This window comes from Chryseobacterium sp. Tr-659 (genome assembly GCF_011752975.1).
Lineage (GTDB): Bacteria > Bacteroidota > Bacteroidia > Flavobacteriales > Weeksellaceae > Chryseobacterium.
This window is the reverse complement of the sequence record NZ_VWWP01000005.1, coordinates 43853-59154: the sequence shown is the minus strand read 5'-3', so window position 1 is coordinate 59154 and position 15302 is coordinate 43853. Positions and strand designations below refer to the sequence as shown.

The following is a 15302-nucleotide window of genomic DNA, read 5'->3' as shown; positions in this document are numbered from 1 at the left end:
GTTTAAAATTTGAAATTGTAAGTGATGTTAGGTACCCAGCGGAATAATGATGTCTGCATGGCGCGTGTTGTTCCCGGACGATCAGGATTGTCTTCGAAGTTGATGGTATAGGCATTTTCACGGCCGTAAAGATTATAGATCCCAAACGTCCATGAACCACGGAAACGTTTATTGGAGCTTGGTTCATAGGTAGCACTCAGATCCATTCTGTGATAGGCAGGCATTCTGTTAGCATTTCTGTTGCTGTATTGGAAAATGGTCTGTCCGTTCAGCTCATATTTTCCGGTAGGGAAGGTAACAGCATTTCCTGTACTGTAAACAAATAGACCAGAAAACGACCATTTCGGATTAAGCTGATAAGTGGCAACAATCGAAATGTCGTGGGTTTTGTCCATTCTGGCATTATACCATTCATTATTATTGATCCCGTTAATCTTTCTTTCCGTTTTAGAAAGAGTATAGGAAATCCATCCTGTAAGTTTACCGCTTTTCTTTTTAGCAATAAGCTCCAATCCGTATGCTCTTCCTTTTCCGAACAGAAGCTGGCTTTCTACGTCTGCTCCTGTATCAAAACCGATCTCAGCTCCGTTCTTGAAGTCGATCTGGTTCTGCATGGACTTATAATATATCTCGGCATTCAATTCATAATTGTTATTATTGAAATTCCTGCTGTAGCCTAAACTGATCTGATCAGCGATTTCAGGTTTTACGGTGTAGCTGCTTCCGATCCATTGATCTGTAGGGTTTCCACTATTGCTGTTGCTTAAAAGATGCAGGTTCTGAGTGTTTCGGGAATAACCTCCTTTTACACTGCTGACTTCATTGATACGATAGTTGGCACTGATACGCGGTTCCGGATTAACATACGTTTTTCCGAATTTTCCTTTTTCCAGAAACTCACTGTCTGTAAGCACTCCATTCTCATAGGTATTGAATGTATCTCCACCCAATACACTAAACATAGAAAGTCTTATCCCATAATTAATGGTAAGTTTTTCCGTAGCCTTGAAATCATCATTGATATATAAGGCATTTTCCCATGAATATCTGGGATTTCTAGGATAACTGCTTACACTTGTACCACCAGCAGTACTCGGTTTAAGAGTATGATAAATAGACTGAAGACCAAAGCGAACGGAATGCTTATTTCCGGCAAACCAGGTAAAATCCTGTTTAAGATTCCAGTCTTGTATCTTTGAATTCAGATCAAATACCGTATCATCATTTTTCAGACTGATTTTGTAATCATAATTACTGTAGATAAAAGAGGTATTCGAGAATAACTTACTGCTGATAATACTGTTCCATCTTAAAGTAGCCGTTGTGTTTCCCCAGTCGGTAGAAAATGTATCTCCCAGTCCCAGAACATCCCTTCCGAAATATCCGGACAGATAAATACGGTTGTTTTCATTGATCTGGTAATTGGCTTTCAGGTTAAGATCATAAAAATACAGCTTGTTGTCTTTATAATCTTTAGACGTTTTAAGGAAAAGATCCGCATAAGTTCTTCTCCCCGAAACAATAAACGAAGATTTTTCTTTTTGAATAGGCCCCTCTACACTTAATCTGCTGCTGATAAGGCCTATTCCTCCGTTGACGTTGTAATCTTTATTATTTCCGTCTTTCATTTTTACATCCAATACAGAAGACAGTCGTCCTCCATACTGAGCAGGACTGTTTCCCTTAATGATACTGGCATCTTTCAATGCATCACTGTTGAAAGTACTGAAGAACCCAAGAAGGTGAGACGCATTATAAACCGGAGCCTCATCCAATAAAATCAGGTTCTGGTCTGTAGCACCGCCTCGTACACTGAAGCCGCTGCTTCCTTCACCGTTGCTTTTAATGCCCGGAAGTAGCTGTATGGTTTTCATAACATCCTTTTCTCCGAAAAGAACAGGCAGTTTTTCAATATTTTTAATGCTTAACGTTTCCGTACCCATCTGGGCAGATGTTAGATTTTTATCCTTTTTAATACCCGTTACAACAACCTCATCAATTGTTTTTGAGATTTCTTCCTGCGGAATAAGCGGAAGATCCAGCTTTATATTCTGATCTACTTTGATCTGCTGTTCAAAATCCTTATATCCGGGATTGGAAATAATGATGGTATAGTTTCCTTCAGGCAATGAAAGAGAGTAGAATCCATATTCATTGGCAACGACATTAATGGTGGGATCTTCACTTACTTTTACAGTAACACCAATTAGGAGCTCCCCGTTTTTTTTGTCTTTCACGGTGCCGCTTACGGAATAAGTTTGTTGGGCTATAGCCAGGGTACTGAAACAGAGCGCTGCGGTGGCAGCGGTAATTTTTAAAAAAGATATTTGCATTAGTTTTATTTAAAGTAGTAGACTTTTTTCGATACTAATAATGTTATTGATGCTGGATTAGTTGAGCAGAAAGAGAATTAGTTACACCTAAAGACTTAATTATGAAATAAATCCATAAAAAAGATTTTTTTTTGAAATTGTTGGAAACAATAATAAATGAAATTTATTGCAGTAAAAATAATAGTATGTATTGAATATTAATTTATTTATCATTTTTATGTTGATAGCTTTAAAAAAATATTATTTGTGCTTATTGAGTGAATTTCACTATAAATTTATTTCAAAAAATAAAGTGAATAAAGAGATTGGGATGGGTAACGTCGCTATTTAGATCCTATTTTGCTAGGCAGGATATTGAATTTTCTTTTAAATGCCGCCGAAAAGTGGCGGGCGTTTTTATAGCCGATAATATCTGAGATTTCACTGATGTTCAGATCACTTTCAAGAAGGAGTTTTCTGGCCTGATCCATTTTTAAATCATTCCAGAATCCAAAAACCGTTGTTCCGAAAAGCTCTTTGAAACCCTTCTTTAAAGTAAATTCATTGGTTCCTACCTGTTGGGCAAGGTCATTCAAAGTATAATCGGAAGTCATATTACTTATAATATAATCTCTTACAGCATACATCTTTTCTACATCTTTTTTATGTAAAGAAGATTTTACAGATGCCTCATCAAAAAGCTGTTCCAGCTGAAGCAGAAGCAGCTCACTTACCTTCGCTTCAAGATAGATTCGTTTAAATGTCCCTTTTCTGTCACAATGGATGATGTCATTCAGAATCTGGTACATTTCCAGGCTGATACGTTGGTGATCAGGATGGATGAGTGATGAATTTTGTTTCTCGATTGAATTTCTGAAGATATCAAACAATCCCGATTGCTCAGGAAGGAATTTTTTGAAAAAATCAGGTGCCAGATTAATTTCCAACACATGCATATCCGGGCCGTCAAATTCCATTTTACCCTGAAGGTGATGAGCATAGATGATGTTGTGCTGATAGCTGTCAAACTCTACAATATTCCGGAAATTACCTGAAATTGCCTTACTTTTTCCTTTCAGCGCAAAATGCATTTCTACCGTATCAAAATCACTTTCAACATAGAACTGGAGCTTGTGAGGCAATGCAATATTACCAAAGCTGATATGCACGTTCGTAAAACATATCTCATGATAGAAGCCATTGCCATATGGCGGAATAAGCCGGGTAATGCATTCCTGAATATCACCATCATTTACATAATAGGTATCCGGATAGCTTTTCTCCATAAGTACCTTTTCAAAGCTTTCATCATATAGCCTTAATGTCATCTCGTTTCATTTTGTTAGAATTCTCCGTTTGGCGGACTTTTTATTCCGTTTTGCATACTTATACTTGGAAGTGTACACACTACATTTGCACAAAGATAATGATTATTTAGAATCATTCTTAATAATAAAAGATCTTTTTATGAAAAACTAAAAATGAAATAAGAATGATAACTATTTTATATCTAATGTATTATGAGAAATTTTAAAGCAATACAGGCAGAACTTACAGTAGTCAGAAAAGAATATATAACACCCCATTATATAAGGATTTTTCTGACAGGGGATGAGGTTTCTTCAATTGCCAATACTACGATAGGGGTAAACAATAAAATTTTGATTCCGCCCAAAGGTGTTCATAAGATCCATTTTCCGGAATTTGATTATGAAAAGATGGAGTGGAAGCCTCAGCCGGAAGAAATCCGTCCTAGTGTGAGAACCTATACCCACAGAGGGATTGATCTTGAGAAAAATGAAATCTGGATTGATTTTGTTGCTCATGGTGATGAAGGGCCGGCATCTGCCTGGGCTATTGAATCAAAAGAAGGGGACCCGCTGGGAGTTCTTATGAAAGACGGAAAAACAGAACTTTATGGCCGTGCTGAAAACTATTTTCTGGTTGCGGATGCTACAGGAATTCCTGTATTGGCTGCTATTTTAGAAGATCTTCCTGCCACCGCCAAAGGAACTTGTATTATTGAGGTTCATGGGAAGGAAGATGAGCAGGATTTACAAACTCTTGCAGACATTAACTTTATATGGTTACATAATAAATATCCTCAACAAGGCAGCAAGCTGGCAGAAGTAGTCAAAGATCAGATGCTGCCGGAAGGTTCACGCTCAGGTTATGTAGCCGCAGAATTTTCTTCTGTAAAAGAAATCAGAAGCTATCTCAGAAAAGAACAACATTGGAAACAAGAGGAGCTGTATGCTTATTCTTACTGGAAATCCGGTGTTGCAGAAGATAAATCTGCAATGGACAGACACCAGGAAAATGCAGAAAGCAGAGCAGAGTAAACAACTGCCGGATCTATGAATGATATTGTAATTATTGAAAAACATGAAATATTCAAATAAAATAAAATGGGCTTTTGCAGCTGCAATCATAGTGTCGGTATGTTGGCTGATTGGTGACATTTTTGTTGCCGGATTTGATCCGAATCCTGAAGACTATCCGTTATTTTCAAAAACATATGCAGACCAGGTGAATGTTGAATTTGCGACATTGATGCTGGAGGGATCAACTTCCCGACTAATGTTCGGTGCATTGATTGGTGCTCTTACAGGCCCGTTACTGCTCCCGGCAACTTGGCTGGTGTATCAGTTTTTTAAAAATACCAAAGCAGGGTATGCCATCTTTGTTTATTGGGTTTTATTGGTAGGCGCAGTTTTATCGCCTTTAGGACATGCCGGATTCTTTTATGTCGGGGAGATCTATAAAGCAGTATATCATACAGATCCGGTTGCACACACTTATCTTTTAGAGACAGGAAAGGGGTTTATGAAAATGTTGAATATTGCCTGGGGAGCAGCTATTGGTGTGCTGGCAATTGGCTGGATTGGCTTTGCACTGTGCATCCTTTTCAATAAGACATTGCTTCCAAGGTGGATGGCTTTGTTTACCCCATTTGTTTTAACCCTATTGATCATTCCTCTAAAAAACTTTTTGCCATTACCATTCTCAGGATGGGTGGGCGGAGCAATATTCAATATTGCCTATCTGATATTTTTCAGCTCATTACTCTTCTTTTTCAGAAAGAAATTGTTGAATACCTATCCTTAAACTATTGGCCAGTTAGTAGTTATTGTAGAAAAAACCATGGAGAACTTTACAGATAAATGGAATGTACCGTAAAAATTCGGGAACATTCAAAAAAGCCTCACGGATAGAAGGTGAAAACACAGATCATTCTTGATGTATGCTAAAGATGGAGAAAGGGTTTTCTAGTCAAAAGGAGAGCCAAATGCAGCAGGAAGCCTTTAAATCTTAGTATTTAAAGGCTTTTTTATTGAAAGAACTTTCTGCCAACCTTCGATTCAAATATTAGTCTTATATTGCTGTAAAGAATGATCAGGAAAATGGGAAATATGAAAAATTGGGTAAAAAGTAACGTATCAACGATAATACTGACGGTGTTGTTTGTTGTGCTGCTGGTTAATAAAGATGCTAAAGCATGGCTGATGAGGCAGGTGGCTTCCACAGGAATTCTCAATTCAAAGATATCGGAATCAAAACAAGGAACAGCACTTTCCTATGCCGGTTTTGCAGTGAAAGATGAAGAAGGAAAGAGTATTGATGCTTCTGATTTAAAAAATAAAGTTGTGTTTATCAACTTCTGGGCATCCTGGTGTCCTCCCTGCCGTGCAGAATTTCCATCCGTGCAGAAGCTGTATGATAAGTATAAAAACAATCCGGATATGATATTTCTTACCGTAAATCTTGATGATACAGCAGCTCCCGGAAAAAACTATTTAAAAGATAAAGGATTTACAGTTCCATTTCTGGTACCTGCAAGCAGCATTCCCAATACGCTTTATGATGGTACATTACCTACTACGGTGATGTTGGATAAAAAGGGAGAAATCCGGCTTCATCACAAAGGAGTTGCAGATTATAGTAAAGATTCTTTTTATGCTCAGATTGATGAGCTTTTAAAGGGAAAACTCTAACTTATGGATCACTTTTTTATATTTATTCACCATAATCATTACAGAAAATGAATATTCAACTTTTATCAAAAAATGCCTTAGTAGGAGCCGCTACCCAGGGAATTGGAGCCGGAATTGCTTTAGAACTTGCAAAATGCGGTGCCAATGTCACTATAATGGCCCATAACGAAACAAAACTGAAAGATTTTGTATCATCATTACCTGTGATTAACCCTGAGCAGAAACATCAGTATCTGGTTGCAGACTTTTCAGATTTTGAAAATTACAGAAAGATCATCAATGAATATTTTCAGAAGAACTCCGTGGATATTCTGGTTAATAATACCAATGGTCCGGAACCGGGGCTGGCAGTGAATAAAACGGCTGATGATTATCAAAAGGCATTTGATCTGTTGTTTAAAACCGTTTGTGAAACTACATTATTGGCGTTACCATATATGATAAGTCAAAAAAAAGGACGCATTATTAATGTCTCCTCATTATCCGTAAAAGAACCGATCGGGAACCTTACGCTTTCTAATTCTATCCGCTCAGCAGTAATAGCCTGGGCAAAGACCTTGTCGAATGAAATTGCACAACATAATATCACCGTTAATAATATTTTAACAGGTTATTTTGATACCGAACGTATTCAGAATCTGATTCATCATGAATCTCAGCAAACCGGTGCCTCCACAGAGGAAATTAAAAAGGGAAGAGAAAATAAAATTCCCATGAAAAGACTTGGGCAGCCTGAGGAATACGGTCATCTGGTGGCTTTTCTTGCATCAGAATATGCCAATTATCTTACGGGTACAAGTATTCCTTTGGATGGTGGGTTAAATAATACGTATTAAGTTTTCTTCGGAAATAAATGTACATACAATGTCATTAAAAAGTATTTTGAACCCATAGAAAAAGGGTATCCCAAATTGAAGCTGAGCCCATAAATAATAGCTTTTACAGATATTCATGTAATAAAACCTTTTTCCCGGTTGTCATATAAATATTGAAAATATTATATGAAAAACTGGTCTTTTAAAAAATGGAACACCGTATTGGGATGGTTCCTTTTCGCTATTGCATTCATTACTTACCTCTCAACAATGGAACATTCCCTCAGTTTTTGGGATTGCGGGGAATATATTTCTTCTGCAGTAAAACTTGAAGTGACCCACGCACCAGGAGCTGCTTTATTTCAGATCATAGGAGCGGTGGCGGGTATTTTTGCGATGGGAAATGAAGAAAATTATTCTATTGTGATCAATGCGATGTCAGCACTATTCAGCGCATTTACCATCCTGTTTCTGTTTTGGACGATAACTCATTTTTTAAGAAGACTTTTACACAAAGATTTTGAACAGATTACAAAACATCAGGAAATATCAATACTTTTTGCCGGGGCTATCGGGGCCTTATGTTTTACTTTCTCAGACACTTTCTGGTTTTCTGCTGTGGAAGGAGAGGTATATGCAATGGCTTCCATGTTTATTGCTTTGCTGGTTTGGCTTATTACAAAATGGGAAAATGAATATAAAGCAGTCGATAATGAGCGTTGGATCATTCTTATTTTCTTCACAATTGGACTTTCGGTTGGAGTACATATGATGTGTATGCTGGCTATTCCGGCAATATGTCTGATTTATTATGCCCGAAACTACACCTTTTCCTGGAAAAACTTTATCATAGCCAATCTGATTACATTGGGAATTCTGGCATTCGTATTTAAGATTATTTTCCCCTGCATTATGACGATATTCGGGAAACTTGAGATTTTCTTCGTCAACGGACTCGGATTACCTTTCCATTCGGGAACCGTTGCTGCTTTCATTCTAATGGCTGCTGTTTGTTATCTTCTGATCAAATATGCCGGAAAAACAAAAAGAAAGGTGTACAGGATTATGGTTTTATCATTGGTTTTTATGACGATCGGTTTTTCCTGCTGGCTGGTAATTCCGATCAGGGCTAATGCAAACCCACCTATGAACCTTAATGATCCAGATACTGCAATCGGTATGAGAGACTATTATAACAGAGTTCAATATGGTGACTGGCCAACAATCTACGGGCAGAACTATACCGCATTTCTTGATAAAAAAGGGCTGGAAAGAAACGAGGATGGAAGTTACAAAAGAAATATAACCGGAGACATTTATGAAAAAGATGAAAAAACCGGAACCTACAGAAAGACCGGAGAACGATTCAACTATGTTTTCAATAAATCCCATATCAGCTTTATGCCTAGAATGTTTAATGAGGATAAAGAAGTAACGGCTAATTATATTGCTCTGTACGGAGCTCCTGATTTTACTTTCAATTATGATAACGAAGATGTGGCAAATAACCCAGAAGCTCAACGGATTTTTAATGAATTAAGGACAAAATACGAAGATAATTCCATTACGGCAGCAGATTATCTGAAAGTCAAGCCTTATGATCTGATCAATGTGCAGCGCCCCTCTTTTGCCCAGAATATGGATTACTTTATCTCTTTTCAGAATGGCTACTACTTTGTAAGATATCTGATGTGGAATTTTGTCGGAAGACAGAATGACCTTCAGGGCCATATGGAAAACACAAACGGTAATTGGATTTCAGGATTTTCTTTTATTGACAATGCTTTACTGGGAGATCAGGATCACATGCCTGCCCAATTTAAAAATGAAAGTACGGTGAAGTTTTTCTTTCTTCCTCTGATCTTAGGTTTAATCGGGTTCTTTTTTCAACTGAACAGAGATTTCGGAAGATTGTATGCATTGCTCTCGCTGTTTATTCTAACCAGTGTCGGAATTGTTTTCTATACGGGAGTAAAACCTTTTGAAGTAAGAGAAAGAGATTACGCTATGGTAGGTTCATTTTACGCATTTGCCATCTGGATTGGCTTAGGCGCCGGAGCTATCCTGTTGCTGATCAGATCTAAAATAAAATCTAATACTGCCCATATTGTTCTGGGAATGGTATTGCTTGGAATTCCTTTTATGATGGGTTTCCAGAATTATACTTCACATGACAGGAGCAAAAAAACGGCAGCTCGTGATTATGCCTACTCATTTTTAAAATCATTGCCTAAAAATGATATCATTTTTATCTACGGCGATAACGATACTTTTCCTGTGTGGGCAATCCAGGAGACGGAAAGATTCAGGGACGATGTAAAAACGGTGAACTTTACCCTTCTGGCAACACCATGGAATATTGATCAGGTAAAAAGAAGAACTTATAATGCAATGGGAATTCCGGGTGAGTTAACCCATGAAGAATACAGAGATGGCGTAAATGATCAGGTGTATCTGATGAAAAAAGAAGATTGGGAAGGTTTCTTTGAAATGTTAAAAGAACAGGGGGCTCCCGATACGGCATTTCAGGAATTCAGAAAATACCTTACTCAGGATTCCATCAGCCTGAAGGATGCTCTTAAGTTTCTTAGATCAAAATCAGCTGAAAAAGATGAGTTATTAAAAATGTATTTCGGTGAAAATGAGTATGAAAAGTATAATATTATTCCTGTTAATAAATTTATTCTCCCTGTAAATAAAGAGAATGCTGTAAAATACGGGATCATTAACCCGTCTGATCTCTCGAATGCGGTAGATCAGATCACCATTAGTTATGAAGCCAACACACTCTACAAGAGCAACCTGATGATGTTGGATATGCTGGCGAATTTTGATTGGAAACGGCCAATTAATTTCTCCTCAGGCGGAATGTACGATAGTGAAAACATATTCTACCTTGATGATTATTTACAGTTTGACGGGTTCAGCTACAGATTGGTTCCTATCCGTACTCCTCAAAGTCCCGATGGAGATAAAGGAAGGGTAGATGCCAATTCTCTGTACAATATTGTGAAGAATTTCAGATGGGGAAACTTTAAAGATCTTAGTATTTATTATGATGAAACGGCTGTCTCCAATATTTTTGGCTACAGAATGTCGGTAAGCAGGGCTGTTTCAGCACTTGCCGTAAGCGGACAGAAGGCTAAGGCACTCGAACTGCTGGATCTTGCCGCAAAAGAAATTCCTGTTGAGAAATATAATGATCCCCGCTCATTAAGTTCCATGGTAACCGGTTATATTGTTGCAGGTCAGGAGCAAAAAGGTATTCAATTGGCAGAAACTCTTAAGAAAGGAATATTCGAAGAATATGATTATTACCAGAATCTTTCGCCTAAATTTAAAGCTGCTGCGAGGAAACAAATGCGTTCAAAACCTATGGAATATGCACTTGTGGTTTCAGCCGTTACAGAAGCTTACAAAACCTTAGGACAAAACGAAAAAGCACATGCTTATCTGTTAAAGTCTGTAGAGCCGATTGATAAAAAGTTCAATGTTTTTATCAGCAGTCTTCAGCAGATGGACAAAGAAAAAGCGGTAAAAGAGTCTGAAAATGTTCAGTTGATCACTCCTTTTTATCAGTATTTATTCAATGTAATGGAGCCTTTTGACTCTACTTTTGCCCCCAAGAAAGAAAAGCAGATTACAGCTGCCATGATGAAAGCAACCCAGTAAATATAAAATAGAAAGCCTTTAAATTGAATGTTTAGAGGCTTTCTAATATAGGTTTTGAATAAAGTATGCTAACGTTTTTCTTTTAACGACCAGCCCAATTTCAGTCCGATGATGAAAATTACCAGAAGCAGTTCACCGGCAGCCAATAAAATATCTCCCGGAACCCGCATCCATCTCAGGAAGTGCATGATATCCGTCTGCATGAATTCTGCAGAGCGGGCATACCAATAACCTTCTTTTATAGAAGCAACCGACTGCATAATGCCAATAGGAAGAAGGCTTATCGTTACCATTACCAGCAATCCGATGTTAGTAAGCCAGAAGGCCCAGCCTATTAATTTATCGTTCCATTGTCTGTCAGGATAAAGTCCCCTCAAAACAAACATCATTAATCCGATTCCTAAAATTCCATATACTCCAAATAAAGCAGCGTGGCCATGAACCGCAGTGGTATTCAGTCCCTGAATATAGTAAAGTGCTATTGGAGGATTGATGGCAAATCCAAAGATTCCTGCTCCCAGGAAGTTCCAGAAACACATTGCAATGAAACAGTAGATGGGCCATTTGTAAGCTTGAATCCATTGGGTAGATTTACTCAATTGGTAATTCTGATAGGCTTCATAACCAATCAATACAAGAGGTACAATTTCCAATGCGCTGAAAGTGGCTCCCAATGCCAATACTGCTGTGGGTGTAGCACTGAAATAAAGGTGATGGAATGTTCCTAAAATACCTCCGCCAAGAAAAATAATCGTAGAAAATAATACCGCATTGGTAGCAGATTTGAGTCTTAATAATCCTAGTCGTGTAAATAAAAATGCTGCGACTACGGTTGCAAATACTTCAAAGAAACCTTCTACCCAAAGGTGAACCACCCACCATCTCCAATATTCTGCAATGGCCATATGGGTTTGCCTTCCATACATTAATCCTGCACCATAAAATAATGCAATGGCTACGGATGAAAGCGTAAACAGAGTCAGTAAATGACGGTCTCCGTCTTTCCGTCTTAAAGCAGGAAGCAGAGCTCTAATCATCAAGACCAGCCAAAGAATAAGACCAATAAGCAGTAAGATCTGCCAGATTCTTCCAAGTTCTACATATTCATAACCCTGGTGCCCCCAAAGGAAGTTATCTGCCAGCCCGAGCTTTTGCATCACCCCAAGCCATTGCCCGGTTAAAGATCCCAATACCACAATAAGTAAAGCCCCGAATAATATATTGACTCCCAGCTTCTGATACTTCGGTTCATATCCTGAAACAGCAGGAGCAATATAAAGGCCGGTTGCCAGCCATGATGTTGCGATCCAGAATATAGCAAGCTGTACATGCCAGCTTCTGGAAACAGACTGAGGCAAAAACTGATCCAGCGGAATACCATAAAAGCCGCTTCCTTCCACTCCGTAATGAGCTGTAACAACTCCGGCAAGCATTTGAACAAGAATCAGTAAAGCTACAACCCAGATATACTTTAAAGTAGCTTTCATAGAAGGCGTAGGTTTCATATTTCGCAGCGGATCTTCAAGCGGAAGTACTTCGCTGACTTCTTCCTCCTTATTTCGGGCATGGTAGAACACCAGAAGCCCTACACATCCTAACAAAAGTAATATACTGAATCCGGACCATATATGCAGTGAAGGAGGTGGAATATTTCCTACCAATTCGTCATGGGGCCAGTTATTGGTATACGTTACATGCTCTCCCGGCCTTTCCGTAATGCATACCCAGGTACTCCAGGCGAAAAAGGCTGTCATTTTGGCCATTCGTCCGGTATCTTTGATTGTATTTTCAGGAATAGCATACTGATCACGGAGTTTTGCCAGAGAAGCATCATTCATGAATAATTTTGAGTAATATTGTGATAGCTGCTTTTGTACTTCAGCCCGTTCCGGGGAAAAAATAATTTCATTATTGCTTTCATTGAAGGTATTGGTACGAAGTTCCTTTTTCAGCAAGGCCTGATATCTGGCCTGCTCATCATCCGGAAGATTTTTATAAATCTTCCCCTCTTTTTTAGCTAATTCATCAAGCAGGAGAACAGATTCCCGATGAAGATAATCGGCTGTCCAGTCCGGAGCAATATAAGCACCATGTCCCCAGATACTTCCTACCGTTTGTCCTCCGATAGATTGCCAGACGTTTTGCCCATCCTTAATATCCTGACCGGTTGTAATTACCGTTCCGTCTGTACTTACTATTTTGTCGGGAATAGGTGGGACTTTTCTGTAGATTTCATTTCCATAGAAGATGAGAACGGCAAATGAAGCAACCATTACTACAGCAAGCCATATCCAAAGTTTTTTAGGTGTCATTCTGTTGTTGTTTTAAGATTCAGTACTAAATTCTTTTTCCAGTCGGATGGCTTTCGGGAAAAGGATATTATTTTCCAGATGGATATGTTTGTGTAGATCATTTTCAAAATCCTGAAGCATGGCAAAGGCTACTTTGTAAGTATTACAGGCATCTGCAGGCGGGGTGTATTCATCGGTGATCTCAGCGATCTTTCTGAATCGGTCACCTTCTACTGTATGTTCATGCTCCATCATATGAACCGGGTTTTCTACTGTTCCGAAAGGAGGGTGGGGAAGAGTACACCCGGATATTTTTGCTTTTATCATATTTCTTACAAATGGAAACAGGATTAGTTCTTCTTTTTTCATGTGGGCAGCCAGGTCATGCGCCGATTCATTGAATAAAGAATTGATTTCAAATAACTCAGGATGTCTTCCTCCGTGAACTTTACATAGTTTTTCTAGAAATGCCTGTAAAACCAGCGTTTTTTCTTCTACATAACGATGGTGGGTTTTCTCAATATAATCTGCCAGTAAATCCAACGGCCAGCTATTGAAATCTATAGTTGAGTTTTCATTTTCAGGAAGAGATTCCAATTCATGATAAATTTTTTCCGGATCAAGCTTCTTATGGCTGCAGGCTTCTTCTATTGTTCTTCCGCCTTTACAGCAGAAATCTATGCCATGTCTTTTAAAAATGGCTGCTGTTCTGAAATCTTCAGCCACCATATTTCCTATAAAATCTGTTTTTGTGTTCATAATATAATACTTTTTTGTCTTTTATTATTTTAAATTTTTTTTTCCTTATTTTTTGAGAGAGAGTATATATTTTACCATCAGTCTGGCATTCTCTTTACTTAATCCTGTGTGTGGAGTCATTGGGATTTCTCCCCAGTTCCCTTTGCCGCCGTCAATGATTTTCTGTGCAAGCATGTCGAGATCTGCATCAGTATATTTTGCCGCAACTTCCTGGTAAGAAGGTCCTATTAATTTAGAATCGATCTTATGACAGGTTAAGCAGTCAGTACCTTCAATGAGCTTTAATCCTTCATCTCCTGAAGTATTCTTAGCGACTGCTGGAACAGGTGTTTCTACAGGTTCAGGTACGGTTTGTTCTGTATAAGGCTCTGCCTGAGGTATCGGAGTTGTTTCAGGTTTAGAGCAGGATAAAGGGAAGAATACCCATGTCAGAATTATTGCGGTATATAGAAATTGTGTTTTCATAATAGATATTTTAGGGTTGAATATGATTTTTTTTAAATTGTAAAACGAGAGTCAGTGCCAGTACAACAGCCTTTATGATTTCAGTATAAATAAAATAATCATGCAATGAAGTGGCAGGCAGCGATTTTCCTTTTGAAAGTAAATCTACCCTTGCATCCAAGACCGGGAGCATCCAAAACTTTTCCAATACAAGGATCACAAGCAAAATGCTGAAGATCAGGAAATCCGTTTTTGTATAATGCTTATGGCTGATTAGCATTGCGGTTAAAATGAGGATCAGAAATACGCCCTGTATTTTTGTTGATATTCCAAACATTAATTTTCCCAGTCCTAATGCAGTTGAGAGTGTCATTCCTTCAACCTGGAATTTCAATGGTGTTTCCAAAAAACTGATGGTAATAAACATTCCGGTCATCAGACAGAGCAGCATCAGTACAACAGGATTTTTAAGCTTTAGATTCATTGATTTTTAATTTAATATATTAAGATCTTTTTATCTTTTATTTTAATAAATTTTTTTAAACTTTGAGATGTGTTAATTTTAAATCCAGATTATCTACAAACATTTGTATTTTAGAGGTCTCAAGCATAATACGAAGATCCTGTCTGATCTTTTTGAATTGATGATGAAGAGGGCAGGGGTGAATCTCTGAGCATTGTTCAAGCCCAAGGCCGCACCCGATGAATAGCTTGTCTCCATCAATTTCTCTTACAATATCGGCAATACTCATGTTCAGATTTTTCTGATCCATGTAAAATCCACCGTTCGGGCCTTTGGCAGATTGTACAAATCCTTTTCTGCTCAGGTCCTGAAGAATTTTAGCAATAAAATGTTCCGGTGAATTGATGCTCTTCGAAATATCTTTAATCCCGACCCTGTCACCGTTTTTAGACTGCTGGGCAATGTAGATCAAAGCTCTTAAAGCATATTCGCAGGTTTTTGAAAACATTTTCTTACAATTTTACAGGACAAAGATATAAAGTTATTTTTAA

General features: G+C 38.1%; 12 protein-coding genes. 5 read left to right on the top strand and 7 right to left on the bottom strand.

Going from position 1 to position 15302, the window contains the following annotated elements; translation table 11 throughout:
• Window positions 1–2: 2 nt before the first annotated feature.
• Together F3J23_RS12405 and F3J23_RS12400 are read right to left on the bottom strand one after the other, a co-directional pair.
• Window positions 3–2333: a TonB-dependent receptor gene (locus F3J23_RS12405; protein ID WP_167029173.1), complete on the bottom strand. Its 2331-nt coding sequence runs from the start codon at window positions 2331–2333 to the stop codon at window positions 3–5.
• 323 nt (window positions 2334–2656) lie between these two features.
• On the bottom strand, window positions 2657–3640 hold the full coding sequence (locus F3J23_RS12400; RefSeq protein WP_167029170.1) for a helix-turn-helix transcriptional regulator: 984 nt from the start codon (window positions 3638–3640) through the stop codon (window positions 2657–2659).
• 192 nt (window positions 3641–3832) lie between these two features.
• On the opposite strand from F3J23_RS12400, the gene F3J23_RS12395 reads away from it, so the two are divergent.
• The 5 genes from F3J23_RS12395 (at window position 3833) to F3J23_RS12375 (ending at window position 10794) form a co-directional block, all read left to right on the top strand.
• Window positions 3833–4654 carry a siderophore-interacting protein gene (locus F3J23_RS12395; RefSeq protein WP_167029167.1) on the top strand — a complete coding sequence of 274 codons (822 nt, stop codon included), beginning with the start codon at window positions 3833–3835 and terminating at the stop codon, window positions 4652–4654.
• Between the two features lie 43 nt (window positions 4655–4697).
• A complete protein-coding gene (locus tag F3J23_RS12390) occupies window positions 4698–5420 on the top strand; it encodes a DUF6796 family protein (protein ID WP_167029164.1) in 723 nt (240 codons plus the stop codon).
• A 305-nt stretch (window positions 5421–5725) separates the two neighbouring features.
• The gene (locus F3J23_RS12385) at window positions 5726–6307 is read left to right on the top strand and encodes a TlpA family protein disulfide reductase (protein WP_228455332.1); all 582 of its coding nucleotides are present in this window, start codon (window positions 5726–5728) and stop codon (window positions 6305–6307) included.
• A 47-nt stretch (window positions 6308–6354) separates the two neighbouring features.
• Complete coding sequence (locus tag F3J23_RS12380; RefSeq protein WP_167029161.1) at window positions 6355–7143, top strand: SDR family oxidoreductase; 789 nt, start codon at window positions 6355–6357, stop codon at window positions 7141–7143.
• A gap of 165 nt (window positions 7144–7308) precedes the next feature.
• Window positions 7309–10794 carry a DUF2723 domain-containing protein gene (locus F3J23_RS12375; protein WP_167029158.1) on the top strand — a complete coding sequence of 1162 codons (3486 nt, stop codon included), beginning with the start codon at window positions 7309–7311 and terminating at the stop codon, window positions 10792–10794.
• 68 nt (window positions 10795–10862) lie between these two features.
• Here the strand turns inward: F3J23_RS12375 and F3J23_RS12370 are convergent, their stop codons facing one another.
• From F3J23_RS12370 to F3J23_RS12350, 5 genes are read right to left on the bottom strand one after another with little or no spacing between them, the layout of a single operon-like run.
• A complete protein-coding gene (locus tag F3J23_RS12370) occupies window positions 10863–13106 on the bottom strand; it encodes a nitric-oxide reductase large subunit (RefSeq protein WP_167029155.1) in 2244 nt (747 codons plus the stop codon).
• A gap of 12 nt (window positions 13107–13118) precedes the next feature.
• Window positions 13119–13844 carry an iron-sulfur cluster repair di-iron protein gene (gene ric / locus F3J23_RS12365; RefSeq protein WP_167029152.1) on the bottom strand — a complete coding sequence of 242 codons (726 nt, stop codon included), beginning with the start codon at window positions 13842–13844 and terminating at the stop codon, window positions 13119–13121.
• 45 nt (window positions 13845–13889) lie between these two features.
• Window positions 13890–14309: a c-type cytochrome gene (locus F3J23_RS12360; RefSeq protein WP_167029149.1), complete on the bottom strand. Its 420-nt coding sequence runs from the start codon at window positions 14307–14309 to the stop codon at window positions 13890–13892.
• Window positions 14310–14319: 10 nt separating this feature from the next.
• Window positions 14320–14772 carry a hypothetical protein gene (locus F3J23_RS12355; RefSeq protein WP_167029146.1) on the bottom strand — a complete coding sequence of 151 codons (453 nt, stop codon included), beginning with the start codon at window positions 14770–14772 and terminating at the stop codon, window positions 14320–14322.
• A 55-nt stretch (window positions 14773–14827) separates the two neighbouring features.
• Complete coding sequence (locus F3J23_RS12350) at window positions 14828–15259, bottom strand: RrF2 family transcriptional regulator (protein WP_167029143.1); 432 nt, start codon at window positions 15257–15259, stop codon at window positions 14828–14830.
• Window positions 15260–15302 lie beyond the last annotated feature (43 nt).